We start from the raw sequence: 25369 nt of genomic DNA on the forward strand, positions 1-25369 counted from the left end.
AGGGGCTGACGGGCAGGGGCTGACGAGGGGACCACCGGCATGATCCGTAGCAGGTCTGTACGTCCCTCTCCGGTCGTGCGCCGGGTCGAGCGGGCCCGTCGACGCACGCCGGCGGACGCGGCGCGCGCCCGACCGGGCCCGGGCCGACGCTCCCGGCTGCGGCGGCTGTTGCTGGCGCTCGGGCTCCCCGTCGCCTGCGGCGCGGCGGCCGTCGCCGGCCGCGTCGCCGTGCCGCACGACCACCCCGAGAGCCTGGCCGAACGGATCGTCGCGGGACTCCTCTTCCTGACCCTGGGCACCGGACTGGTGCTCGCCGTGCACCGGCGCCTCAGCGGCGAACTGCGCCGGGTGCGGGCCGTGGCGAACGCCACCCAGCGGGTGCTGCTGCGCCCGCCGCCCCCGCGCCTCGAAGGGCTCTCGATCGCGGCCGGCCAGCTCTCCGCGAGCCGGGGCGCGAGCGTCGGCGGCGATCTGTACGAGGTCGTCGCCTCGCCGTACGGAGTGCGCGTCGTCATCGGCGACGTCCGCGGCCACGGGCTGCCGGCCATAGGGGCGGTCGCCGCGGTCCTCGGCAGCTTCCGGGAGGCCGCGTACGACGAACCGGAACTCGCCGGCGTGCTGCGCCGGTTGGACCGCGCCGTCCAACGGCACCTGCGCGAGCGCGCCCGCGACGAGCACCCCGCCGCCTGCGCGGACGACCCGGGCAGCCCGTCCGCCGAGGAGTTCGTCACCGTCCTGCTGCTCCAGATCGCCCCCGACGGCGGGACGGTGGCGCTCAACTGCGGCCACCCCTGGCCCTATCGGCTCGGACCCGGCGCCCGGCCGCTCGCCGCCGCCGACCCCCTGCCCCCGCTGGGCCCCTTCCCGCTGCCCGCCGAACTCACCCCGTACCGCTGCCGTCGACTGCTGCCGGGCGAGGCGCTGGTGCTGCACACGGACGGCGCGGCGGACGCCCGGGACGCGGCGGGACGGTTCTTCGGCCTGGAAGCCGCACTGCGCAAGACCGCGCGGGGGGAGCCGGCCGCGCCGTCGACCGTGATCGCCACGGTGCAGTCCGCGCTGCTGCGGCACACCGGCGGTCGACTCACGGACGACGTGGCCCTGCTCGTGCTGCGCAACGACCGCCCCCGGCCGCCGGCGCACTGCGGCCAGCCGCCCTGCCGCCCCCGCCGCGAGCCCTCCCGCCAGTAGCGCGACCAGCGCGCTTCCTTGCGCCTTTGGACGTATCCGCCGTTTCACCGCGGGAGCGTTGGTCTCTACCGGCCGGTAGTGGGCTTGTCGCGCAGTTCCCCGCGCCCCTGATTCGCCGCCCCCGTCACTTGTCTGCGGGCCGAGGGCCCGTCCTCGTGCGTGTGGAGGACGGGCCCGGCCTGCCGCGCGCTCGGGAGGTACGGACCTCCGAGGGCTGCCCGCGCGGCCGGCGCCGTCCGCCCTGCCGCGGAGTGTCGGGCAGATCAGCAGGGCAGACGGCGCAAGCGAGGACCGCCGTACTGTGCGAGGGGGAGCCGGCGGTCCGGCCGCCTCCTTGAGAGGCATTTCAGTCAAGCGGCAACTGCCGCGCCACGACAGCGCGCACGGGCCCGCACCGATCGCGTTCCGTTCACACCCCGTGTGAACCGCCCGTCCACTACGCTGGACGCACCACGCTCCCGGAGGGCCCGAATGCAGCCCAACACCCTGCCCAACACGCTGCTCGACGCGCTGCTCGACGAGGCGGGCATCTCCCACGCGGGCCTCGCCGTGCGGGTCAACCAAGCCGGTCGGGCGAGGGGCCTCGCCCTGCGGTACGAGCACACCGCCGTCGCCCGCTGGCTCAAGGGCCAGCGACCGCGCGGCCAGGTCCCCGACCTGATCTGCGAAGTGCTCACCGAGCGGCTGCAACGCGCCCTGACCCTCGGCGACATCGGCTTCGGAGTGAACGGCTCGTACGCCACCGCGCCCGGCACCCCGCTCTCCGGCTTCGTCGACCGGGCCACCGCCCTGTGGCGCTCCGACGAGCAGCAGCGCCGGCACGTCATCGACGCCCCCGCCGTCACCGGCACCCCGGCCGTGATGCCGGTGTGGGAGTGGGAGAACCCCCCGGAGGACGCCGACGTCTCGCGCTCGGGCCGGACCCGGGTCTCGATGGCGGACATCACCATGCTGCGGGCGGCCCGCGCGCACTACGAGTTGATGTACCGCAGGACCGGCGGAGTGGCCACCCGCGCGCGGATCGTCGGCTTCCTCAACACCGAGACGGCCCCGCTGCTGCGGGGCTCCTACGACGACGCCCTCGGGCGGCAGTTGCACCGCGCGACCGGCGGGCTGGTGGCCGTCGCCGGGATCTGCGCGTACGATTCCGACGCCCACGGGCTCGCCCAGCGCTACTTCCACCAGGCGCTGCGGCTCGCGAAGGCCAGCGGTGACCGGGGGCTCGGCGCGTACGTGATCGCCCTGCTGGTCAACCAGTCGCTGTTCCGCTCGGAGCACCGGCAGGCGGTCGCGTTCGCGGAGGCCGCACTGCGGGCGGCGGACGGCCGGCTCACCCCCGCGCTCGCCGCCGACCTGTACGCGATGCAGGCCAAGGCGTACGCCCATCTCGGCGACAACGCCGCGGCGCTGCGCTGCATCCGGCTGGCGGAGCGGGAGGCGGAGCGCATCCACTTCGGCGACGAGCCCGACGAGACCGGCTACGTCCAGCCCGGTCTCGTCAACGTGCAGGTGGCCGAGGCCCTGTTGAGCCTGGGAGACCTGTCGGCGGCCCGGGAGAACGCCTCCGCGGCGGCCGACACGCCCGCCCACGACCGCGGACGGATCCACCGGCTCGCGATGCTCTGCCAGATCGAGTTGTGCCACGGCGAGGCGGACCGGGCCGCGGCGACGGCCGCGGAGATGGCCGAGCGGGCGCGCGGCATGGAGTCGCGGCGACTGCGGGACCGGCTGCGGGCGGTGCGCGAACACCTCCTCGCGAGCGGCAGCGCGAGCGCTCAGCAGGCCGCCGGCCTCATCGACGAGGCGCTGCGCGTACCCCTGTGACGTCCCCGGAACCCGAATTTCCGACGGCCGCGCCCCGCCCTTGACGCCCTTGACTTCCCCGGCGAAAGGCGCCCTTCGGCTGGCATCGGCGGCTGGCCGGTCCGTAACTGCCGGCAATTCCTTGGGGAAAGCGTGACTGCTGCGATGTTGCCACCTACTGGCCGAAAGGTGGCAGAAAAGTGCAGTGGACGAACCTCAACGAGCACACTGTGTATGAAAACCCGTGGTTCCGGGTGAACCTCGCCGACGTGGTCCTCCCCGACGGCAGGCACCTGGACCACTTCCTCATCCGGCTGCGGGCCGTCGCGGTCGCGACCGCGGTCAACGAGGAGAACGAGGTGCTGATGCTCTGGCGCCACCGCTTCATCACCGACAGCTGGGGCTGGGAGTTGGCCGCCGGCGTCGTGGAGGACGGCGAGGACGTCGAGACGGCGGCGGCCCGGGAGATGGAGGAGGAGACCGGCTGGCGGCCGGGCCCCCTCCGCCATCTGCTGACCGTCGAACCGGCCAACGGCCTCATCGACGCCAGGCACCACCTGTACTGGGCTGAGGGCGCGACCTACATCGGCCACCCGGAGGACGACTTCGAGTCCTCGCGCCGGGAGTGGGTCCCGCTGAAGGTGATTCCGGACCTCATCGCCCGAGGACAGATCCCGGCCGCCAACATGGCGGCCGGACTGTTGATGCTGCACCACATGCGGCTGGGATAAGACCCCACGGGTGACACCCGAGCCGTCGCGCGCGCCCAGCACTCGCTGGGCGCGCGTTCACCGGACGTACGAAGGCGAGTACGGGCCGGGGACGGGCGCCGGGTACGGGCTCCGTCACGCGTACGGGTAGAAGCCCGCCCCCGACTTCCGGCCGAGCCGCCCCGCGTCCACCATGCGCTGGAGCAACGGCGGAGCGGCGTACAGCGGCTCCTTGAACTCGGCGTACATCGAGTCCGCCACCGACGCGACCGTGTCGAGGCCGATCAGGTCGGAGAGCTTCAGCGGGCCCATCGGGTGGGCGCAGCCGAGCTCCATGCCGTTGTCGATGTCCTCACGGCTCGCGATGCCCGACTCGAACATCCGGATCGCGGAGAGCAGGTACGGGATGAGCAGCGCGTTCACCACGAAGCCCGAGCGGTCCTGCGCACGGATCGCGTGCTTGCCGAGGAGCTGCTGCACCACGGCCTCGGAGCGCTTGATGGTCTCCTCGGACGTCGTCAGCGCCGGAATCAGCTCCACGAGCTTCTGCACCGGCGCCGGGTTGAAGAAGTGGATGCCGATGACCTGGTCCGGGCGCGAGGTCGCGACGGCCAGCTTCACCAGCGGGATGGAGGAGGTGTTGGAGGCGAGGATGGCGTCCGGTCGGGTCACCACCTGGTCGAGCACCTGGAAGATCTCCGTCTTGACCTGCTCGTTCTCCACCACTGCCTCGATCACGAGATCGCGGTCCGCGAACTCCCCGAGGTCGGTGGTGAAGCTCAGCCGGCCCAGCGTCTCGTCCCGCTCCTCCTCGCTGATCTTGCCGCGCTCGGCGGCCTTGGAGAGGGAGTTGTGCAGCCGGGTGCGGCCCAGCTCCAGGGCCTCACCTGTCGTCTCGGCGACCTTCACCTCCAGGCCGCTGCGGGCGCACACCTCCGCGATGCCTGCGCCCATCTGGCCACAGCCCACCACTCCGACGCGTGCAATGTCGGCCATTGAGTCCGTCACCTCGTGCCTTTCGCTGATTCCGTGCGGGATTCCCCGTAAGGTTCCGGCGCCCGCCTCGACCCCACGACGTTACTCCGGATCGAGGTGTGGACGGCCGGCAGGGCCGGGCAGGCTTCGAATGCGGAGCGCGACGGAGCGCGACGGAGCGAGAGGAACACGGGCAGCACATGGGGCGCATCAGCAGAAGAGGGTTCATGGCGACGGCCGGCGCGCTGGCCGGACTGGCGACGGGCGGGGACGCGGTCGCATCTCCCGAAGGCGCCGGTGGAACCCGGGGAAGAGGCCGCGCCGCCTCGCGCGCCTTCCGCGGGATGTGGCTGGCGACCGTGACCAACCGCGACTGGCCGTCCCGTTCGGGGCTGAGCGCCGACAAGCAGCGCGCGGAGCTGATCGCGCACCTCGACACCGCCGTGGCCCGTCGGCTGAACGCGGTCGTCTTCCAGGTCAGGCCCACCGCGGACGCGCTGTGGCCGTCCCCGTACGAGCCGTGGTCGCAGTACCTGACGGGGGTCCAGGGCAAGGACCCCGGCTGGGATCCGCTGGGCACGGCAGTCACCGAGGCCCACCGGCGCGGTCTGGAGCTGCACGCCTGGTTCAACCCGTACCGGGTCGCCACCCACACCGACCCCTCCCGGCTCGCCGCCACCCACCCGGCCCGGCTGAACCCGAGCTGGGTGCTGCCGTACGGCGGGAAGCTGTACTACGACCCGGGCATTCCGGCGGTCCGCTCCTTCGTGCAGGACGCCATGGTGGACGCGGTGCGCCGGTACGAGATCGACGGCGTCCACTTCGACGACTACTTCTACCCCTACCCCGTGGCCGGGCAGAGCTTCGGCGACGACCCCACCTTCGCCCGCTACGGCGGCGGCTTCGCCGACAAGGCGGCCTGGCGGCGCAACAACATCGACCTGCTGGTGCGGGAGATGTCCGAGCGGATCAAGGACGTGCGGGCCGGGGCGTCCTTCGGGATCAGCCCCTTCGCGGTCTGGCGCAACGCGTCCACCGACTCCCGCGGCTCCGACACCCGCGCCGGCATCGAGACCTACGACGACCTGCACGCCGACACCCGTCGCTGGGTGAAGGAGGGCTGGATCGACTACGTCGTCCCGCAGGTGTACTGGAACATCGGCTACGCCGCCGCCGACTACGCGAAGCTGGTGCCCTGGTGGGACTCCCTGGTCCGCGGCACCGACGTGCAGCTCTACATCGGCGAGGCCCTCTACAAGGCCGGTGACTCGGCGCAGGGCGCGCCCTGGCAGGACCCGGCGGAGCTCTCCCGCCACCTCACCTTCGCGAAGGAGTACGCGGAGGTGCGCGGCCACTGCTTCTTCTCGGCGAAGGAGGTGGGCGCCGACCGCATCGGGGCGATGGCACGCGTGGTGGCCGACCACTATCCGACGAAGGTGCTGCCGCCGTCGTGACGGCGCACCACCCCTGCGGCGGCACGGTCACCCGTGCCGCCGGGGGCGGAGGGGCCGCCGGGTCAGGCGGGTTGTTCGTGCGGCCGGACCACGGCGTCGGGGCCCGGCGAGACCAGGCACTCGTGGCCGTCGTCGTCGAAGCGGACGCGGTACGGCGGTGCGCCGCCCTCGCCCAGCACCTCGACGACCTCGGCGGTCCGGTCGTGGTGGCCCACGGTCCTGCCGTGCACCAGTAGCTTGTCGCCCACGTTCGCGTGCATCGGGAGTGACCTCCTGGAAGGCGGGTGGTCCGTGTGCTTTCGAGTTTACGGCCGGGGGCCCGGCGCGCACCTTCGCGACCGACGCGCGGGGCGCTCAGGCGCGGGCGCGCTGGGTGACCGCGATGCACACCAGCACCCCGACGGCGGCGAGCGGCGCCGCCGGCGCCAGGTCCTCGCCCAGCAGCGCCACCGACCACACGAGCGTGAGCAGCGGCTGGGCCAGTTGGAGCTGGCTGGCGCGGGGGATGCCGATCGCGGCCATGCCGCGGTACCAGACGTACAGCCCGAAGAAGGTGGAGACCAGGGCCACCCACACCAGCCCCGTCACCCCCTGGGCCGTCCACCGCACCGGCTCGTGCGCGAGCGCGAGCACGGAGCCCGCGGCGGCGAGCGGCAGGCACAGCACCAGCGCCCAGCCGATCACCTGCCAGCCCGGCATCCGCAGGGCCAGCCGGCCGCCCTCGGTGTAGCCGGCCGCGCACACCAACAGGGCCGCGAAGAGGTAGAGGTCGGGGCCCTGCGGCCGGCCGCCGCTCTCCGCGACGGTGAAACCGATCACCACGGCCGCGCCGGCGAGCGCCGCGAGCCAGAAGGTGCGCGAGGGGCGACGACCGGTGCGTACGGCCGCGAACACCGCGGTGGTCAGCGGCAGCAGCCCCACGACCACCGCGGCGTGCGAGGTGGACGAGGAGCGCAGCGCCAGGGTCGTCAGGAGCGGGAAGCCCACGACGACGCCGCCCGCGACCACGGCGAGGGAGCCCCAGTGGCGCCGTTCGGGCAGCGGGACCCGCAGCGCGAGAAGGAAGCCGCCAGCGACCAGGGCCGCCAGCACGCTGCGCAGACAGACCAGGGACCACGGGCCGAAGGATTCGAGCCCCCACACCGTGGACGGGAAGGTGAGCGAGAAGGCGACCACGCCGAGTCCGGCGAGGAGTAGCCCGCCGCGGGCGGAGCCGTCGTGCCCGCCGGCCGGAGCCGCCTCCGCCTTGGCGGTGACCGTTATCCCTGTGGGGCGAGTAGCGCTATCCTGTGCTGTCATGCAAGAGCGTAGCAGTGTGGCCGAATTGGCGGAGAAGCTGAAGAAGGAGCTGAACCGTTACTCTCCCGGTGGAAAACTGCCGTCGAGCAGGGCGCTCGTCGAGCGCTACCGGGTCTCGCCCGTGACGGTCTCCCGCGCCCTCGCCCAACTCGCCGCCGAGGGGCTGGTCGTCACCCGCCCGGGCGCAGGCGCCTACCGGGCCGAGCCGCGGCCCGAACTACCGCCCGCCGGCGACACCTCCTGGCAGGAGGTCACCCTCAGCGCCGCCGTCGCCGGCGAACTCGTGCCCCGTACCGTCGACGCCTCCGGGGTCCTCGCCACCCTCGCCGCGCCCCCCACCGGCGTCGTCGAGTTCAACGGGGGCTATCTGCACCCCGCGCTCCAGCCCGAACGGGCGATGGCCGCCGCACTCGCCCGCGCCGGCCGCCGCCCCGGCGCGTGGAGCCGCCCGCCCACCGAGGGGCTGCCCGAGCTGCGCGAGTGGTTCGCCCGCGGCGTCGGCGCCACCCTCACCGCGGCGGACGCCCTGATCACGGCGGGCGGACAGGCCGCCCTCACCACCGCCCTGCGCGCCCTCGCCCCGCCCGGCGCCCCGGTCCTCGTCGAATCGCCCACCTACCCCGGGCTGCTCGCCATCGCCCGCGCCGCCGGACTGCGGCCCGTGCCCGTCCCGGTGGACGCGGACGGCGTGCGGACCGAACTCCTCTCCGCCGCCTTCCAAGCCACCGGCGCCCGCGTCTTCGTCTGCCAGCCCCTGTTCCAGAACCCGACCGGCGCGGTGCTCTCCGCCACCCGCCGCCCCGAGGTGCTGCGGATCGCCCGCGCCGCCGGCGCGTTCGTCGTCGAGGACGACTTCGCCCGACGGCTGGTGCACCAAGACGCCGGGCCGCTGCCGCCCGCCCTCGCCGACGGCGACCACGACGGCGTCGTCGTGCACGTCGGCTCCCTGACCAAGGCGTGCTCGCCCAGCCTGCGGGTGGGCGTGCTCGCGGCCCGTGGACCGGTCCTGGAACGGCTGCGCGCCATCCACGTCGTCGACAGCTTCTTCGTCGCCCGCCCGCTCCAGGAAGCCGCCCTGGAGCTCGTCGGCTCGCCCGCCTGGCACCGTCACCTGCGCTCCCTCGCCACGGAGTTGACGGCGCGCCGCTCCGCGCTCACCGGAGCGCTCGGCACCGCCCTGCCGGAGCTCTCCCTCCCGTACGTCCCGCCCGGCGGCTTCCACCTCTGGCTGCGGCTGCCCGAAGGCGTCGACGAGGCAGCCCTCCAGACCGCCGCCCTGCGTGCCGGCGTCGCGGTCGCGGGCGGCCGGCCGTACTTCGGCGCCGAACCGCCGGCGGGCCGTCTGCGCCTGAGCTTCGCCGGGGTGGCCGGCCCCGCCGAGATCGCCGAAGGGGTTCGCCGGCTGCGGACCGCGTACGACGAGGTCCGCGGCTGACGGCTGACAGATGGCGGCTGGCGGATGGCGGCTGCGCGACGCGGCTCAGCCGTGGGCGCGCCGGTGCGCCGCCACCCGCTCCCGGGTCGCGCACCGCCGCGAGCAGTAGCGGCGCTCCGGCCCGCTGCCCGCCGTGAGGAAGACGTTCGCGCAGCTCGACGAGGCGCAGACGGCACCCGGCGGACGCTGCCGGTCCCACAGCAGCACCGTCAGCGCCAGACACGACGACGCCAACAGCCACTCGCCCCACGGCGCCTCGTCATCGCCGTCCAGATGGGGGTGCCAGGGCGATGCGCCGCGGTGGGAGGTCAGCCGCAGCACCCCGGTGCTCCGCGGCAGCAGGGCGTTCAAGCACTCGGCCGCGGCGTCCACGTCCCGGGCCTCGAACACCGTGCGGAGCTGCTCCGCGGCGGCGCGCATCTCCACCACGTCCCGCTCCACCAGCCGCCCCGTGTCCGTCGCGTCGTTCGTCTCGCCGTGTGCCCGCAACACCGCCGCGACTGCAGCCGGCCTGGGATCGTCGCAGCTCAGGGCATTGATCAGGGCAGCGGTACGCTCCGCCATCGCCTGCACCGAGTGCCGCGCCGACCAGGTTCCGCTCGTGGTGACCATGGGCCCGAACGTACCTCATGTAACGCAACTAGCGAAGGATTGAGTTACCTCCGTAACGTGCTGGGCATGCTGAAGCGTTACGGACTGGCGGGCTACACGATCGGAGCGGCGGCGGCCCGCACCGGTGACGAGATGTCCGGCCCCGCCCTGCTGCTCGCCGGCCTCGCCGCCACCGGCTCGGCCGCCGCCGCGTCCGCGCTCCTCGCGGGCGTCACCATCGCCGCCGCCGTCGGCGGCCCCTTCATCGGAGCCCTCCTCGACCGCACCGCCCGCCCCGGCCGCCTGCTGTCGGCCGCGCTCGCCGGCTACGCCGCGGCGCTCGTCGCCGTCCTCGGCCTCCTCGGTCGCGTCCCCCTCGCACTCACCCTCGCCGTCGCGGTACTCGCCGGACTCCTCGGACCCGCCCTCGCCGGCGGCTGGACCTCCCAACTGCCCCGCGTCGTCACCCCGCGGACCCTGCCCCGGGCCAACGCGTACGACGCGATGACCTTCAACGCGGCCGGACTCATCGGCCCCGCACTCGCCGGCCTCACAGCGCACCTTGCGGGCGCCGACGCCGCCGTCGTGGTCTCGGCCGCGCTGGTCGCGCTCGCCCTGCCCGTCGCACTGGCGCTGCCGCCGCGGACCGGCCGGGCCGCCCCCGACGCCGGAACCCGGCCCATCCGCGCGGACCTGGCGGCCGGATTCCGCGCGATCGCCCGCAGCCGCCCGCTCGCCCGCGCGACCGCGACCTCCGTCGTCTCCTGCACGGGACAGGGCATGCTCATCGCCTGCGCACCGCTCCTGGGGCACCAGGCACTCGGCGGCACCAACCAGGGCACGGTCCTGCTCTCCGCCGTCGCCCTGGCCGCGCTCGTCACCAACGCCCTGCTCGCCCGACGCCCCGCCCCCCTGGCCCCGGACGCGGTCGTCGGCTGGAGCACGGCCGTCCTCGCCGTCGCCCTCGCACTCGCCGCCACGGTCCACCCCGTCGCGGTCGTCGCCGCCGCCGTGCTCCTCGGCGTCGCCGAAGGACCGCAGCTCACCGCGGTGTTCGCGATCCGCCACCGGGAGGCGCCGCAGCGCCTGCGCGGCCAGATCTTCACCACCGGCGCGAGCATGAAGCTCAGCGGCTTCGCCGTCGGCGCCGCCGCGGCCGGCCCCCTCGCCACCCGGTCCCTGCCCCTCGCCCTGCTGACCGCCGCGGCCGTCCAACTGCTCGCCCTCCTCTGCCACGCCGCCTGGCGCCGCCCCGACCCGTTCGGCTCCCACCGGTCGTCCGACGACGCTCCTTCACGGAGGATCGACGCGCAGGTGACAACGGAGGCGGGGGAGGACGGGCATACGGGAGTGGCCGGTGAACGCTGACGCACGAAGCGGCACCGCGGGAAGCGGCGCCGCACGAAGCGGCGCCGCGCCAGAGCGGACCGGGCTCGACCGCCGGCGCTTCCTGGGAGCCGCCGGAGCCGCCGGCCTCGCCGCCGCGACCGCCGCCTGCGACACCCCGGGCGACGGCCCGACCGAGACCGCTACCGCGACCGCATCGGCGAGCAGCACGGCAGCCGCCGAAGCCGCAGAACGCCGCCTGCCCGGTAACGCCGACTGGCGGCTGCGCTCCACCGGTCCGCCCGACGCCGTCGAGGGCTACCCCGACCGGGTCAGCGTCCTGCCGGGGGAGAAGTTCGGCCTGCACGTGTCCACCACCGCACCCGGCTTCACCGTCTCCGCGTACCGCATCGGCTGGTACGCGGGGGCCGGCGCCCGACTGGTGTGGCGCTCGCCGCCGACGCCCGGCCGCCGCCAGCCCCCGGGCCGTCTGATCGACGCCACCCGCACCGTACGCGCGGACTGGGAACGCACCACGGAGGTGGCCACCGAAGGCTGGCCGCCCGGCGCGTACCTGCTGCGGCTGGACGCCGACGGCGGCCACCAGCGCTACGTCCCCCTGGTCGTCCGCTCCCCGAGCGCCCGAGGGCGCACCGTCGTCATGCACGCCGTCGCCACCTGGCAGGCGTACAACACCTGGGGCGGCTACGACCTCTACCGGGGCGAGGACGGCGCGTACGCCTCCCGCTCCCTCGCCGTCACCTTCGACCGGCCCTACACCCTCGACGGAGCGGAGAAGTTCCTCGTCTACGAACGGGCCCTCGTCGTCCTGGCCGAACGGCTCGGCATCCCCCTCGCGTACACCACCGGCGCCGACGTGCACGCCGACCCGGCCGCGCTGCGCGGCGCCACGGCGGTGCTCTCCCTCGGCCACGACGAGTACTGGACGCCGCAGCAGCGGGCGAACGTCGCGGCGGCCCGCGACGCCGGCGCAAACCTCGCCTTCCTCGGGGCCAACACCTGCTACCGCAGAATCAGGTTGGAGGACGGCGCCCCGGGCGGCGCCCGCACCGTGGTCTGCTACAAGTCCGCGTACCAGGACGATCCGTACCTCGCGTCCCACCCGACGCTGCCGACGAACGACTTCCGCCAACCGCCCGCGGCCGACCCCGAGTCCCCGCTCACCGGAGTCCTCTACGAGGGCTACCCCACCGACGCCCCCTACGTCGTCCACGCCCCCGACCACTGGCTCTTCCAAGGGACCGGGGTACGCGCGGGCGACCGTTTCGACCACCTCGTCGGCGTGGAGTACGACCGCGTCACCCCCGGCATGCCCACCCCGCGACCGCTGGAGATCATCAGCCACTCGCCCCTCGTCTGCAACGGGCGCGACAGCCACGCGGACTCGGCCTACTACACAGCGGCGAGCGGCGCCGGCGTCTTCGCCAGCGGGACGATGCGATGGGTCGAAGGGCTGATGGCCGGGACGGGGGAGAACGGCCGCAACCACGGCTTGGACGCCCGCACCGGCGCCTTCGTCACCCGCACCACCGAGAACCTGCTGCGCGCCTTCGCCGAGGGCCCGGCCGCCACCGTCCGCCCGCGGCCCCGGGACAACGTCGCCGCGGTGTACGCGACCTGAGCCGACGCCCCCGTCACGTCCGTGTCGGGCGGCCCGGGGCTACGGCCGGCGCACCACCAGCCGGGACACCTCGTACGACATCTCCGAGACCCCCGGGTCAGGCGCCGGATGGTAACGCCCGGCGCACACCGAGAGATTCACGATCACATACGCCTGCCAGCGCCGCCCCACGCCCCGGTGGTCGTCGTACACCCGCTGTCCGTTGACCCACCACACGACCGACCGCGCCCCCAACTCGACCGTCAGGTCCACCCAGGCGCCGGGAGCCACCGCCGGATCCCGGTGGTAGCGCTGGCCGCCGCGCACCCGGTTCGACAGCTCCAACAGATCCGGATTGTCGGGGTGGTACTCGAAGACGTCGACCTCCTGACCCCCGTCCGCCCACGTCCAGATCGCCGGCCACGCTCCCGTCTCCGTCGGCAGGCGCACCCGGGCCTCCAGCACGTCGCCGGCGCGCAGCACGAACCCCTCGTCACTGCCCTCCGTGGTGAGCAGACCCGCGTCCCACAGGCCGTCCGGCCGCAAGGTGGCCCGGAAGACCCCGCCGCGGCTGTAGGCGGGATCGGCCACCAAGTGGTCCAGCTTGTTGTCCCCCGGATTGACCGGCCCGCCGCCGGGGTACGCCCAGGAGCGCCCGGCCACCCACTGCGTGCTCGAAGCGAAGTCCGCGGTGAAGACCGGCTCCCCGCCGCCCGGTCCCGCTCCGCCCCTCCCGCCCGACTCGCCCCGTCGCCGACTGCGTCCTCTGAGCCTTCTCAGTCCACTCAGCCCTCTGAACCCTGTGAGCCTTCTGAGTCCGTCCAGGAGTCCCGTCAACACGTCCCACCTCCCAACACGGGCGCTCTCGCACCGGGTTCTGCCCGTGCCAGGACCGCTCATGCCGGAATCTTCACTGCATGACACGAATTGATGACACAAGGCAACGAACCCCGGGGCGTGCGCGTCGGCCGCCGGCCGCCAGCGGTCGCCTGTCACCGGCTTCGGCCGTTCGAGTGATTGCATAACACTGCGGTGCTGCGTATAGTCATGCCATGGTTGAGGAGGGTTCAATGGCGGGTTCGACAGTGGTGCGGGCGGCAGTGGCTGGCGCCAGTGGCTATGCGGGCGGGGAGCTCCTGCGGCTGCTGCTCGTGCATCCGGGCGTCGCGATAGGCGCGCTCACCGGCCATGCGAATGCGGGGCAGGCGCTGGGCGGTCTCCAGCCCCATCTGCTGCCGCTCGCCGACCGGGTGCTCCAGCCGACGACGAGCGAGGTGCTCGCCGGGCACGACGTCGTGTTCCTCGCGCTGCCGCACGGCCAGTCCGCTGCGGTCGCCGAGCAGCTCGGCGAGGCGGCCCTGGTCATCGACATGGGCGCGGACTTCCGGCTGGAGTCGGCCGCCGCATGGGAGAAGTTCTACGGTTCGCCGCACGCCGGCACCTGGCCGTACGGGCTGCCGGAGCTGCCTGGCGGGCGGAGCGCGCTCACCGGTGCCCGGCGGATCGCGGTGCCCGGCTGCTATCCGACCGCTGTGTCCCTGGCGCTCTTCCCGGCGTACGCAGCGGGGCTCGCCGAGCCCGAGGCCGTGATCACCGCGGCCTCCGGCACCTCCGGAGCGGGCAAGGCGCCCAAGCCCCATCTGCTGGGGTCCGAGGTCATGGGCTCCATGAGTCCGTACGGGGTCGGCGGCGCCCACCGGCACACCCCCGAGATGGTCCAGAACCTCAGCGCGGTCGCGGGGGAGCCGGTCACGGTCTCCTTCACGCCGACGCTCGCCCCCATGCCCCGCGGGATCCTCGCCACCTGCTCGGCCAAGGCCAAGCCGGGCACCACGGCCCAGTCCGTCCGCGCCGCGTATGAAAAGGCCCTGGCCGACGAGCCGTTCGTCCACCTCCTGCCGGAAGGGCAGTGGCCGGCGACCGCCTCCGTCCACGGATCGAACGCCGTCCACATCCAGGTCGCCCACGACGCCGCCGCCGACCGAATCATCGCCATCAGCGCGATCGACAACCTCACCAAGGGCACCGCGGGCGCCGCGGTGCAGAGCATGAACATCGCCCTCGGACTCCCCGAGGAGACCGGGCTGTCCACGATCGGCGTGGCCCCGTGACCGTCCGCGCACCCGGCTCCCCAGCCACTCGGACCACGGCGGCCACCGTCGGGACCACCCCAGAGACCACCACCGCGACAAAGGAGACCCAGTGAGCGTCACCGCAGCGCAAGGATTCACCGCCGCGGGCATCGCGGCCGGAATCAAGGAGAGCGGCGCCCCGGACCTGGCCCTCGTGGTCAACAACGGGCCCCGCCGCTCCGCCGCGGGCGTCTTCACCTCGAACCGCGTCAAGGCCGCCCCCGTCCTGTGGTCCGAGCAGGTGCTCAAGAGCGGCCAGGTCACCGCCGTCGTGCTCAACTCCGGCGGAGCCAACGCCTGCACCGGCCCCAAGGGCTTCCAGGACACCCACGCCACCGCCGAGAAGGTCGCCGAAGCCCTCGACGGACACAACTCCGGCGAGATCGCCGTCGCCTCCACCGGGCTCATCGGCACCCTGCTGCCGATGGACAAGCTGCTCCCCGGCGTCGACGCGGCCGTGGCCCAGCTCAGCGAACACGGCGGTGAGAAGGCGGCCATCGCCATCAAGACCACCGACACCGTCCATAAGACCTCGGTGCACCAGGGCGAGGGCTGGACCGTCGGCGGGATGGCCAAGGGCGCCGGCATGCTCGCCCCGGGCCTCGCCACCATGCTCGTCGTCCTCACCACCGACGCCGACGTGGACTCCGCCACCCTGGACCGCGCCCTGCGCGACGCCACCCGCGTCACCTTCGACCGGATCGACTCCGACGGCTGCATGTCCACCAACGACACCGTGCTGCTGCTGGCCTCCGGCGCCGCCGGCACCGCCCCCGGTTACGACGACTTCGCCGCCGGCGTCCGGGCCGTCTGCGACGACCTCGCCCGCCAGCTCATCGGCGACGCCGAAGGCGCCTCCAAGGACATCCGCATCGAGGTCGTCGGCGCCGCCACCGAGGACGACGCCGTGGAAGTCGGCCGCTCCATCGCCCGTAACAACCTCCTGAAGTGCGCCATCCACGGCGAGGACCCGAACTGGGGCCGGGTGCTCTCCGCCATCGGCACCACCGGCGCCACCTTCGAGCCCGACCAGCTCAACGTCGCCATCAACGGCATCTGGGTCTGCAAGAACGGCTCCGTCGGCGAGGACCGCGACCTCGTCGACATGCGCTTCCGCGAGGTCGCGATCACCGCCGACCTCGCCGCCGGCACCGAGTCCGCGGTCATCTGGGCCAATGACCTCACCGCCGACTACGTCCACGAGAACAGCGCCTACAGCTCATGAGCGACCACAAGAACCCGCCCCGCAGCTCCGGCGCCACGAGCACCCGGAAGCACACCGCGCTGCCCAAGGCGCAGATCCTCATCGAGGCCCTGCCCTGGCTGACCCGCCACTACGGCAAGACCGTCGTGATCAAGTTCGGCGGCAACGCCATGGTCGACGAGGACCTCAAGGCCGCCTTCGCCCAGGACGTCGTCTTCCTGCGGCACGCCGGCCTCCGGCCCGTCGTGGTCCACGGCGGCGGCCCGCAGATCACCGCCCAGCTCGACCGACACGGCCTGGAGAGCGAGTTCAAGGCCGGCCTGCGCGTCACCTCGCCCGAGGCGATGGACGTCGTCCGCATGGTGCTGGCCGGCCAGGTACAGCGCGAACTCGTCGGCCTCCTCAATGAACACGGCCCGCTCGCCGTCGGCATCACCGGCGAGGACGGCCACACCATAACCGCCACCAAGCACCGGCCCACGATCGACGGACAGGCCGTCGACATCGGCCGCGTCGGAGAGATCAGCGCGATCGACACCGGGGTCATCACCGCACTCCTGGAGGACGGCCGGATCCCCGTCGTCTCCTCGATCGCCCGTGCGGAGGACGACGGACATGTCTACAACGTCAATGCTGATACGGCGGCTGCGGCACTCGCTGCGGGCCTGGGCGCGGAGACGCTGATGGTCCTCACCGACGTCGAGGGACTGTACGAGGACTGGCCGCACAGCGACGAAGTGATCAGCAAGCTCACCGCGACCGAGCTGGAGAAGTTGCTTCCCGAGCTCTCCAGCGGCATGGTCCCCAAGATGGAGGGCTGCCTTCACGCCGTGCGTCACGGCGTCACCACCGCGCGCGTCATCGACGGCCGGGTACCGCACTCCATCCTGCTGGAGATCTTCACCGACTCGGGAATCGGCACGATGGTCGTGGCCGACGGACATGCGCCGGCCGGCGCCAAGGGGGGACAGTGACGAACCAGGAACACGTCCAGCGCTGGCAGGACGTCATGACCGACAACTACGGCACCCCCGCCATCGCCCTCACCGAAGGCGCGGGCGCCACCCTCCGGGACGCCGACGGCACCACGTACACCGACTTCGTCGGCGGCATCGCGGTGAACGCCCTGGGCCACGCCCACCCAGCGGTCGTCGAAGCCGTCACCCGCCAGATCTCCTCCCTCGGTCACGTCTCCAACCTCTTCGTCGCCGAGCCCGCCATCGCCCTGGCCGAACGGCTCGTCCAGCTCGCCGGCCGCCCCGGCCGCGTCTTCTTCTGCAACTCCGGCGCCGAGGCCAACGAAGCGGCCTTCAAGATCGGCCGGCTGACGGGCCGTCGACACATGGTCGCCACCCAGGGCGGCTTCCACGGGCGGACCATGGGCGCCCTCGCCCTCACCGGACAGCCCGGCAAGCAGGAGCCGTTCCTGCCGCTGCCCGGCGACGTCACCCACGTGCCGTACGGGGACGTCGAAGCCCTGCGCGCCGCGGTCAGCGAAGAGACCGCCTTCGTCATCATCGAGCCCATCCAGGGCGAGAACGGCGTGGTCACCCCGCCCAAGGGATATCTGACCGCGGCACGGGAGATCACCCGGGCCACCGGCACCCTCCTCGTCCTCGACGAGGTCCAGACCGGCATCGGACGGACCGGCCACTGGTTCGCCGCACAGGCCGAAGGAGTCGAAGCCGACGTCGTCACCCTCGCCAAGGCCCTCGGCGGCGGACTGCCCCTCGGCGCGACGCTCGCCTTCGGCCCCGCGGCGGACCTGCTGAAGCCCGGTCAGCACGGCACCACCTTCGGCGGGAACCCGGTCGCCTGCGCCGCCGGACTCGCCGTCCTGGACACCATCGCCGCCGAAGGGATCCTCGACGAGGTCAAGCGGCTCGGGGAGAAGATCCGCGACGGCGTCGAGTCCCTCGGCCACCCGCTGGTCTCCCATGTCCGCGGTGCCGGACTGCTGCTGGGTATCGTGCTCAGGAAGCCGCTCGCGCCCCAGGTGCAGAAGGCGGCCCAGAGCGCCGGGTTCCTGGTCAACGTCCCCGCCCCCGATGTCGTACGGCTGATGCCGCCCCTGACGATCGGTGAGGAGGCCGTGGACGCGTTCCTCCAGGCACTGCCCGGCGTGCTGGACGACGCGGAAGGACGGAACGGGGAATGAGACGACGATGACCGAGGCGCGAGAAACAGCGGCACAGCAGGCGCGCGACGAAGAGGCGGCCACCGTGGCGGCCGGGCAGGCGGCCGACGCGGGCGGTCCCGCAGTTCCGCACACCCGAATGGCCCGCCACCGCCGGATCGTGGACATCCTCAACCGGCAGCCCGTGCGCTCCCAGAGCCAGCTCGCCAAGCTGCTCGCGGACAGCGGACTGAGCGTCACCCAGGCGACGCTCTCCCGGGACCTCGACGAGTTGGGCGCCGTCAAGATCCGCAACACCGGTGGCGAGCTGATCTACGCCGTGCCCAGCGAAGGCGGCTTCCGCACGCCGCAGGCCCCGCTCGGAGAGTCCGCCAAGGAGGAGCGCATGCGCAGACTCTCCGGCGAGCTGCTGATCTCCGCCGAAGCCTCGGCGAACCTGGTCGTCCTGCGGACCCCGCCCGGCGCCGCCCAGTTCCTCGCCTCGGCCATCGACCAAGCAGAACTGCACGCCATCCTCGGCACGATCGCCGGAGACGACACCCTGCTGCTGATCAGCCGGGACCCCCAAGGCGGTCAGGCGCTCGCCGACCACCTGCTGCGGCTCGCCCAGCGGGCCCGCTGACCGCGTCACCCCACGGCCCCCACGGGTGCCGGACCCTCAGTACCGCGTGAGGGCCGTGGGGCCCGACTCCGTCCCGATCGCGATGTGCGGACGCCGCCCCGGATCCACCCACGCCAGGATCCGGGCCATCGCCTCGGCCGGCACGGACACGCACCCGGCCGTCGCCCCCGCACCGTTCACGTGCAGAAAGATCCCGGCGCCCCGGCCGCGCACCGGCCGGTCGTAGTTGAAGCCGATGACCAGCGCCCGGGCGTACTGGGCGCCGTAGTCGACGAGGTGTTCCGACTCGGCAGCCCGACAGTCCGCCGGCAGGCCCTCCACCCAGCGGTTGTAGGCACGGGACTCGTTGTCCTGACACCACCAGGACCGATCGGTCACCGAGCGGTACGCATAGCGGGTGCCCGCGGGCGCGGGTGCGATGCCGAAGGCGTACGGCAGCGCGTACAGCCCCGTCGGCGTGGTGGACGTCCCCTGGACCCGGGTCGCACCCTCGGCCAGACCGTTCGCCCCGAAGCGGGCCGGCGCCGATCCCACCTCCCGCCACCGGCCGCGCCAGCCCCGCTCCCACCAGACGACCCGCCCCGTGGTGGCGCCGACCTCGGGGGCCCGGGCGGTGATCAGCTGGCTGCCGCCACCCGTGTCCGCCATCCGATGGGGCAGCGGCGGCCCCGGGGGCGCGGGCCGCGGTGCGACGGCGACGGTCCCGGCGGCGAGCAGCAGCAGGACGGTGCCCAGGACGGAGCCCGGGGCGAGACGGTGGCGCATGACTGCGACCGTATGCACGCGGCGTCCCGCGCGCCCCCTGAAGTGCTCCGTACGCGCTCGTACGCGCTGCCCCGCGCTGCTCTGCACTGCTTTCCACCCGGATTCCCCGGCTTTTCCTCCCCGGCATCCTTCCGGGGCGTTGACGAACCATGCGGAGCGATGCATACTTATGCCATCGCCAATGCATCGTTAGGAGAAACTCGTGGCCGAGCGCGTCGTACTCGCCTACTCGGGTGGTCTGGACACCTCCGTCGCCATCGGTTGGATCGCCGAGGAGACGGGCGCCGAGGTCATCGCCGTTGCCGTGGACGTCGGCCAGGGCGGCGAGGACCTGGACGTCATCCGCAAGCGTGCGCTCGCCTGCGGTGCCGTCGAGGCGGAGGTGGCGGACGCCAAGGACGAGTTCGCCGAGGAGTACTGCCTCCCGGCGATCAAGGCCAACGCCATGTACATGGACCGGTACCCGCTGGTGTCGGCCCTTTCCCGGCCCACCATCGTCAAGCACCTCGTGGCCGCCGCCCGGAAGCACGACGCCGGCATCGTCGCCCACGGCTGCACCGGCAAGGGCAATGACCAGGTCCGCTTCGAGGCCGGCATCACCGCGCTCGGCCCCGACCTGAAGTGCATCGCCCCCGTCCGGGACTACGCCATGACCCGTGACAAGGCGATCGCCTTCTGCGAGGCGAAGCAGCTCCCCATCGCCACCACGAAGAAGTCCCCCTACTCCATCGACCAGAACGTCTTCGGCCGGGCCATCGAGACCGGCTTCCTCGAAGACATCTGGAACGCCCCGATCGAGGACATCTACGAGTACACCTCCAACCCCGCCGAGGCCCGCGAGGCCGACGAGGTCGTCATCTCCTTCAAGGAAGGCGTTCCGGTCGCCATCGACGGTCGGCCGGTGACGGTCCTCCAGGCCATCCAGCAGCTGAACGAGCGGGCCGGCGCCCAGGGCATCGGCCGGATCGACATGGTCGAGGACCGGCTCGTCGGCATCAAGTCCCGCGAGGTGTACGAGGCCCCGGGCGCGATCGCGCTGATCACCGCCCACCAGGAGCTGGAGAGCGTCACCGTCGAGCGGGAGCTGGCGCGGTACAAGCGGCAGGTGGAGCAGCGCTGGGGCGAGCTGGTCTACGACGGCCTGTGGTTCTCCCCGCTGAAGCGCGCCCTGGACGGCTTCATCAACGAGGCCAACGAGCACGTCACGGGTGACGTCCGGATGACCCTCCACGGCGGCCGGGCCGTCGTCACGGGCCGGAAGTCCGAGCAGTCGCTCTATGACTTCAACCTCGCCACCTACGACTCCGGCGACACCTTCGACCAGTCGAAGGCCCAGGGCTTCATCGAGATCTTCGGACTCTCGGCGAAGATCGCTGCTCGGCGGGACCTCCAGGGCTGATCGAGCTCGGCACATCGCGGCACCCGGGCGCATGCGGCCTAGGACACACCCCGCCCCAGGTGCCAGGCGTGACCAGATGTCCGGCGTGACCAGATGCGCTGTGAGTCGTTCCACCGGCCGTCTCCTCGTTTCCTGCGCGGCGGGGAGACGGCCGTACATCCATCTGCAAGAGGAGCTTGAAAGCTGTGAGCAGCAACAACGGTGACGTCCGGCTCTGGGGTGCTCGGTTCGCAGACGGGCCGGCCGAGGCGCTGGCGAAGCTGTCCGCCTCCGTCCACTTCGACTGGCGGCTCGCGCCGTACGACATCGCCGGATCCCGGGCCCACGCCAGAGTGCTGCACAAGGCGGGGCTGCTCACCCGGGACGAACTCACCCGGATGATCGCCGGGCTCGACCAGCTCGCCGCGGACGTCGCCGACGGCTCCTTCACCGGCACCATCGCCGACGAGGACGTCCACACCGCGCTGGAGCGCGGACTGCTGGAGCGCCTGGGCCCCGACCTCGGCGGCAAGCTGCGCGCCGGCCGCTCGCGCAACGACCAGGTGGCCACCCTCTTCCGGATGTACCTCCGGGACCACGCGAGGATCATCGGCGGACTCATCGCAGAGCTGCAGGACGCCCTGGTCGGGCTCGCCGAGGCCCACCCGGACGTCGCCATGCCGGGCCGCACCCACCTCCAGCACGCCCAGCCGGTGCTCTTCGCCCACCACGTCCTCGCCCACGTCCAGGCGCTCTCCCGGGACGCCGAGCGCCTGCGGCAGTGGGACGACCGCACGGCCGTCTCGCCCTACGGTTCGGGGGCGCTGGCGGGCTCCTCCCTCGGCCTGGACCCGGAGGCCGTCGCCGCCGACCTCGGCTTCGAGCGGGGCTCCGCGGGCAACTCCATCGACGGCACGGCCTCCCGTGACTTCGTCGCGGAGTTCGCCTTCATCACCGCGATGATCGGGGTGAACCTCTCCCGGATCGCCGAAGAGGTCATCATCTGGAACACCAAGGAGTTCTCCTTCGTCACCCTCGACGACGCCTTCTCCACCGGCTCGTCGATCATGCCCCAGAAGAAGAACCCGGACATCGCCGAGCTGGCGCGCGGCAAGTCCGGCCGTCTCATCGGCAACCTCACCGGTCTGCTGGCGACGCTGAAGGCGCTGCCCCTCGCGTACAACCGCGACCTCCAGGAGGACAAGGAGCCGGTTTTCGACTCCTGCGACACGCTGGAGGTCCTGCTGCCCGCGTTCACCGGCATGATGGCCACCCTCACGATCCACCGGGAGCGCATGGAGGAGCTGGCCCCGGCCGGCTTCTCGCTGGCGACGGACGTCGCGGAGTGGCTCGTCAAGCAGGGCGTACCGTTCCGGGTCGCGCATGAGGTGGCGGGGGAGTGCGTCAAGGAGTGCGAGGCGCACGGCATCGAGCTGGACCAGCTCAGCGACGAGCAGTTCGCCAAGATCTCGGAGCATCTGACGCCCGAGGTGCGCACCGTGCTGAACGTGCCGGGGGCCCTCGCCGCCCGTAGCGGCCGGGGCGGCACCGCGCCCTCCGCGGTGGCGGTGCAGCTCGCCGAGGTCAAGGCCGACCTCGTCACCCAGCACGCCTGGGCCACCGCCAAGCTCTCCTAGGGCCTGTCTCACGGAGCAGTAGCCCGCCCGTCACTTCCTTCGCCGCCGCCCGCACCAGCGGGCGGCGGCGAAGGGCTTTCGCTAGAGCGCTCACCAGCGCAATGAGACATTCATGTCTCACTTGAGGTACCGTCGTCTCATGACGGTCGATCGTGAACAGGTCCTACGGGCCGCCGCCACCCTGCTCTCCCGGAAGCCCACCGCGACCATGGACGAGGTCGCCAAGGCCGCGGGCATCGGGCGGGCCACCCTGCACCGGCACTTCGCCGGGCGGGAGCCCCTGGTGCGGGCGCTGGAGGACTTCGGCCTGTGCGAGATCGAGGCGGCCATGGAGGCGGCCCGGCTCGACGAGGGCAGCGCGGAAGAGGCGCTGCGGCGGCTGGTCGCCGAGTCCCAGCCCTGCGCCCCGCTCCTCGCCTTCCTGATCACTGAGCACCAGCTCTTCGAAGGCGAGGTCAACGAGGGCTGGGACAGGTCCGACGCCCGGATCTGCCAGCTGGTGCGGCGCGGTCAGGAAGAGGGCGTCTTCCGGATCGACCTCACGGCGGCCTGGATCACCGAGGCGCTGTACGGGCTGATGAGCACGTACGCCTGGTCGGTGCAGTCCGGCCGGGTCGCCGCAAAGGACTACTCGTACATGATCGCCGAGATGTTGCTCGGCGGAATCACCCGACGGAGCGTGCAGAAATGACCACTACCGACCAGTTGGCGAAGGGAACGACCGTCAAGGCGCCCGGCCGCTGGCTCGCGCTGGCGGTCCTGGTGCTGGCCGTGTTGCTGGTGGCGGTCGACGCCACCGTGCTCGGCCTCGCCACCCCCTTCCTCAGCGAGGACCTGAAGCCTTCCGGCACCCAGCTGCTGTGGATCGGCGACGTGTACTCGTTCGTCATCGCGGGTCTGCTGATCTCGATGGGCAGCCTCGGTGACCGGATCGGGCGCAAGAAGCTGCTGCTGACGGGTGCGGTCGCCTTCGGCGCGGTCTCCGTGATCAACGCCTATGCGTCCAGCCCCGAGATGATGATCGTCGCCCGGGCGCTGCTGGGCGTCGCGGGTGCCACCCTGATGCCGTCCACCCTCGCCCTGATCCGGAACATCTTCGACGACCCGAAGGAGCGCAGCCTCGCGGTCGGCATCTGGGCCGCCGCGGCGTCCGCCGGTGCCGCCGTCGGTCCCGTGGTCGGCGGCTTCCTGCTGGAGCACTTCTGGTGGGGCTCGGTCTTCATGATCAACCTCCCGGTGATGGCGCTGCTGGTGATCGTCGGCAGCAAGCTGCTGCCGGAGTCGCGCAATCCGAACCCGGGTCCGTGGGACGTGGCCAGCGTTGCCCTGTCGCTGATCGGCATGGTCGCCGTGGTGTACGCGATCAAGGAGCTGGCGATCCACGGCGTCGGCGTGGTCGCCCTGCTGGTCGGCGCGATCGGCGCGCTGGCCCTGACCTGGTTCGTACGCCGCCAGTTGACGCTGTCGTCGCCCCTGTTGGACGTACGGCTCTTCCGGCACCGCGGCTTCTCCGGCGCGGTGCTGGCGGACCTGCTGACCATCCTCGGCCTGTCCGGGCTGGTCTTCTTCCTCTCGCAGTTCCTCCAGTTGGTGCAGGGCCGCACACCGCTCCAGGCGGGGCTGATCGAGTTGCCCGCCGCGATCGGTGCCGTGGTCGCCGGTCTGCTGGCGGGTCGGGTCGCCCGGCGCACGTCCGTACGCGGCACGGTGGCCGTGGGGCTGACCGCCCTGGGCACGGCGCTCGGCGCGGGCACCCTGCTCACGGCGGGCACGAGCGCGGCGGCGCTCGGCGTGGGCCTCCTCCTGGGCGGCCTCGGCGCGGGGCTGGCGTTCACCGTGACGGCGGACGTGATCCTCTCCAGCGTGCCCAAGGAGCAGGCGGGCGCGGCGTCCGCGGTGTCGGAGACGGCGTACGAACTGGGCGCGGCCCTCGGCATCGCCGTCCTGGGCTCGGTCGTCACCAGCGTGTACCGCGACTTCTCCGCACCGGCGGGCGTGCCGTCGGACGCGGTGGAAGCGGCCCGTGACTCATTGGGCGGCGCGGCCGAAGCGTCGGCAGTGCTGCCGCAGGAGCAGGCCGCGGCGCTGTTGGAGGCGGCGCGCAGCGCCTTCACCGACGGTTTCCACATCGCCGGTGCGGTGGGTGCCGTGGTGCTGATCACCACCGCCGTCACGGCCTGGTTCCTGCTGCGGGGCCAGCGCCTGGCGGACGGCGTCGAGCACCCCTGACGCCCGCGCCGCCCGAGCGCACGAAAGGCCGGGCCCGTAGAAACGGGCCCGGCCTTGTTGCGCGCTCGCTGCCTGCGGTCGTTACGCCGCTTCCTTCGCCTTGGTGGCGTACATGTCGACGTACTCCTGCCCGGACAGGACCATCACCTCGGCCATCACCGAGTCGGTGATGGCCCGCAGGACGTAGCGGTCGCGGTGCATGCCGTCGTAGCGGGAGAACTCCATCGCGGTGCCGAAGCGGATCGCCACCCGGCCAGGCCGCGGCAGCCCCGTCCCGCCCGGCTGGAGCTTGTCGGTGCCGATGACCGCGAACGGCACGACGGGCGCCCCGGTCATCAGGGTGAGCCGGGCGATGCCGGTGCGCCCCCGGTACAGCCGCCCGTCGGGGGAGCGGGTGCCCTCGGGGTAGATGCCGAAGACCTTGCCCTCCTCCAGCACCCGACGCCCGGTCATCAGCGCCGCCACGCCGCCGTTCGCGCCGTCCCGGTCCACGGGGATCATGCCGACGCCGGTGAAGAACCACGCCATGAGCCGGCCCTTGAGGCCCTTGCCGGTCACGTACTCGTCCTTGCCGATGAAGTACACCGGGCGGGAGCACACCAACGGCAGCACCATCGAGTCGATGAAGGTGAGGTGGTTTCCCGCGAGGATCACCGGACCGGAGCCCGGGATGTTCTCCACGCCTTCCACGCGCGGACGGAACATCAGACGCAGGACCGGCCCTAGGACGGCCTTGATGAGCGACAAGCGGGACAACGGGGCCTCCGAAGGCGACCAGGTTCGGCGAGCAGGTTCGGCGAGCGGTTTCGGTGCGGTCTGTGCAGGTGAGGACGATACTCGCGGGTCGACCTTCCCCGCAC

At 72.6% G+C, this 25369-nt stretch carries 23 protein-coding genes; 16 read left to right on the forward strand and 7 right to left on the reverse strand.

The features are described from left to right. The first annotated feature begins 39 nt into the window (after window positions 1–39). The 3 genes from ABZ842_RS11935 to ABZ842_RS11945 all read left to right on the forward strand — a co-directional run bounded on the left by ABZ842_RS11935 (window position 40) and on the right by ABZ842_RS11945 (window position 3725). Complete coding sequence (locus ABZ842_RS11935) at window positions 40–1191, forward strand: PP2C family protein-serine/threonine phosphatase (protein ID WP_361535787.1); 1152 nt, start codon at window positions 40–42, stop codon at window positions 1189–1191. A gap of 471 nt (window positions 1192–1662) precedes the next feature. Beyond that, complete coding sequence (locus ABZ842_RS11940) at window positions 1663–3015, forward strand: transcriptional regulator (protein WP_361535789.1); 1353 nt, start codon at window positions 1663–1665, stop codon at window positions 3013–3015. Between the two features lie 179 nt (window positions 3016–3194). Beyond that, complete coding sequence (locus tag ABZ842_RS11945) at window positions 3195–3725, forward strand: NUDIX hydrolase (RefSeq protein ID WP_361535792.1); 531 nt, start codon at window positions 3195–3197, stop codon at window positions 3723–3725. Between the two features lie 114 nt (window positions 3726–3839). On the opposite strand, the gene ABZ842_RS11950 is transcribed toward ABZ842_RS11945, so the two are convergent. Then, entirely contained in the window at window positions 3840–4700 is an 861-nt protein-coding gene (locus ABZ842_RS11950; RefSeq protein ID WP_361535795.1) for a 3-hydroxybutyryl-CoA dehydrogenase, read from the reverse strand. A gap of 179 nt (window positions 4701–4879) precedes the next feature. On the opposite strand from ABZ842_RS11950, the gene ABZ842_RS11955 reads away from it, so the two are divergent. Continuing rightward, complete coding sequence (locus tag ABZ842_RS11955; protein ID WP_361535798.1) at window positions 4880–6133, forward strand: family 10 glycosylhydrolase; 1254 nt, start codon at window positions 4880–4882, stop codon at window positions 6131–6133. 62 nt (window positions 6134–6195) lie between these two features. Here the strand turns inward: ABZ842_RS11955 and ABZ842_RS11960 are convergent, their stop codons facing one another. Then, entirely contained in the window at window positions 6196–6393 is a 198-nt protein-coding gene (locus ABZ842_RS11960; protein WP_361535801.1) for a DUF1918 domain-containing protein, read from the reverse strand. A 94-nt stretch (window positions 6394–6487) separates the two neighbouring features. Beyond that, on the reverse strand, window positions 6488–7432 hold the full coding sequence (locus ABZ842_RS11965) for a DMT family transporter (protein ID WP_361535804.1): 945 nt from the start codon (window positions 7430–7432) through the stop codon (window positions 6488–6490). On the opposite strand from ABZ842_RS11965, the gene ABZ842_RS11970 reads away from it, so the two are divergent. Continuing rightward, on the forward strand, window positions 7431–8867 hold the full coding sequence (locus tag ABZ842_RS11970; RefSeq protein ID WP_361535807.1) for a PLP-dependent aminotransferase family protein: 1437 nt from the start codon (window positions 7431–7433) through the stop codon (window positions 8865–8867). The genes ABZ842_RS11965 and ABZ842_RS11970 overlap by 2 nt on opposite strands. A gap of 45 nt (window positions 8868–8912) precedes the next feature. Here the strand turns inward: ABZ842_RS11970 and ABZ842_RS11975 are convergent, their stop codons facing one another. Further along, window positions 8913–9479, reverse strand: a complete 567-nt coding sequence (locus tag ABZ842_RS11975) for a CGNR zinc finger domain-containing protein (protein WP_361535810.1) — start codon at window positions 9477–9479, stop codon at window positions 8913–8915. Between the two features lie 66 nt (window positions 9480–9545). On the opposite strand from ABZ842_RS11975, the gene ABZ842_RS11980 reads away from it, so the two are divergent. After that, window positions 9546–10826, forward strand: coding sequence for an MFS transporter (locus tag ABZ842_RS11980; protein WP_361535813.1), 1281 nt, complete (start codon window positions 9546–9548; stop codon window positions 10824–10826). After that, on the forward strand, window positions 10816–12426 hold the full coding sequence (locus ABZ842_RS11985; RefSeq protein ID WP_361535816.1) for a N,N-dimethylformamidase beta subunit family domain-containing protein: 1611 nt from the start codon (window positions 10816–10818) through the stop codon (window positions 12424–12426). The genes ABZ842_RS11980 and ABZ842_RS11985 overlap by 11 nt, the downstream gene beginning before the upstream one ends. A 39-nt stretch (window positions 12427–12465) precedes the next feature. On the opposite strand, the gene ABZ842_RS11990 is transcribed toward ABZ842_RS11985, so the two are convergent. Beyond that, on the reverse strand, window positions 12466–13068 hold the full coding sequence (locus ABZ842_RS11990; RefSeq protein WP_361535819.1) for a beta-glucanase: 603 nt from the start codon (window positions 13066–13068) through the stop codon (window positions 12466–12468). A 407-nt stretch (window positions 13069–13475) separates the two neighbouring features. Between ABZ842_RS11990 and argC the strand changes: the two genes are divergently transcribed. The 5 genes from argC to ABZ842_RS12015 all read left to right on the forward strand — a co-directional run bounded on the left by argC (window position 13476) and on the right by ABZ842_RS12015 (window position 18500). After that, window positions 13476–14516 carry an N-acetyl-gamma-glutamyl-phosphate reductase gene (gene argC / locus ABZ842_RS11995; RefSeq protein WP_361535822.1) on the forward strand — a complete coding sequence of 347 codons (1041 nt, stop codon included), beginning with the start codon at window positions 13476–13478 and terminating at the stop codon, window positions 14514–14516. A 91-nt stretch (window positions 14517–14607) separates the two neighbouring features. Further along, entirely contained in the window at window positions 14608–15762 is a 1155-nt protein-coding gene (gene argJ, locus ABZ842_RS12000; RefSeq protein ID WP_361535825.1) for a bifunctional glutamate N-acetyltransferase/amino-acid acetyltransferase ArgJ, read from the forward strand. Next, window positions 15759–16715, forward strand: coding sequence for an acetylglutamate kinase (argB, locus tag ABZ842_RS12005; RefSeq protein WP_361535828.1), 957 nt, complete (start codon window positions 15759–15761; stop codon window positions 16713–16715). The genes argJ and argB overlap by 4 nt, the downstream gene beginning before the upstream one ends. Then, complete coding sequence (locus ABZ842_RS12010) at window positions 16712–17899, forward strand: acetylornithine transaminase (RefSeq protein ID WP_361535831.1); 1188 nt, start codon at window positions 16712–16714, stop codon at window positions 17897–17899. Before argB ends, ABZ842_RS12010 begins: the two co-directional genes overlap by 4 nt. 7 nt (window positions 17900–17906) lie before the next feature. Next, window positions 17907–18500 carry an arginine repressor gene (locus ABZ842_RS12015; protein WP_361535834.1) on the forward strand — a complete coding sequence of 198 codons (594 nt, stop codon included), beginning with the start codon at window positions 17907–17909 and terminating at the stop codon, window positions 18498–18500. A gap of 36 nt (window positions 18501–18536) precedes the next feature. Here the strand turns inward: ABZ842_RS12015 and ABZ842_RS12020 are convergent, their stop codons facing one another. After that, window positions 18537–19265, reverse strand: a complete 729-nt coding sequence (locus tag ABZ842_RS12020) for a L,D-transpeptidase family protein (protein ID WP_361535837.1) — start codon at window positions 19263–19265, stop codon at window positions 18537–18539. 202 nt (window positions 19266–19467) lie between these two features. Between ABZ842_RS12020 and ABZ842_RS12025 the strand changes: the two genes are divergently transcribed. From ABZ842_RS12025 to ABZ842_RS12040, 4 genes are all read left to right on the forward strand, one after another. Further along, on the forward strand, window positions 19468–20664 hold the full coding sequence (locus tag ABZ842_RS12025; protein ID WP_361535840.1) for an argininosuccinate synthase: 1197 nt from the start codon (window positions 19468–19470) through the stop codon (window positions 20662–20664). 185 nt (window positions 20665–20849) lie between these two features. Next, complete coding sequence (argH, locus tag ABZ842_RS12030; RefSeq protein WP_361535843.1) at window positions 20850–22280, forward strand: argininosuccinate lyase; 1431 nt, start codon at window positions 20850–20852, stop codon at window positions 22278–22280. Between the two features lie 139 nt (window positions 22281–22419). After that, window positions 22420–22971: a TetR/AcrR family transcriptional regulator gene (locus tag ABZ842_RS12035; RefSeq protein WP_361535846.1), complete on the forward strand. Its 552-nt coding sequence runs from the start codon at window positions 22420–22422 to the stop codon at window positions 22969–22971. Further along, window positions 22968–24509 carry an MFS transporter gene (locus ABZ842_RS12040; protein ID WP_361535849.1) on the forward strand — a complete coding sequence of 514 codons (1542 nt, stop codon included), beginning with the start codon at window positions 22968–22970 and terminating at the stop codon, window positions 24507–24509. The genes ABZ842_RS12035 and ABZ842_RS12040 overlap by 4 nt, the downstream gene beginning before the upstream one ends. An 81-nt stretch (window positions 24510–24590) precedes the next feature. Here the strand turns inward: ABZ842_RS12040 and ABZ842_RS12045 are convergent, their stop codons facing one another. Beyond that, a complete protein-coding gene (locus ABZ842_RS12045; protein WP_361535940.1) occupies window positions 24591–25256 on the reverse strand; it encodes a lysophospholipid acyltransferase family protein in 666 nt (221 codons plus the stop codon). Window positions 25257–25369 lie beyond the last annotated feature (113 nt).

The sequence above is a fragment of the Streptomyces sp. NPDC047315 genome, from assembly GCF_040643215.1.
Lineage (GTDB): Bacteria > Actinomycetota > Actinomycetes > Streptomycetales > Streptomycetaceae > Streptomyces.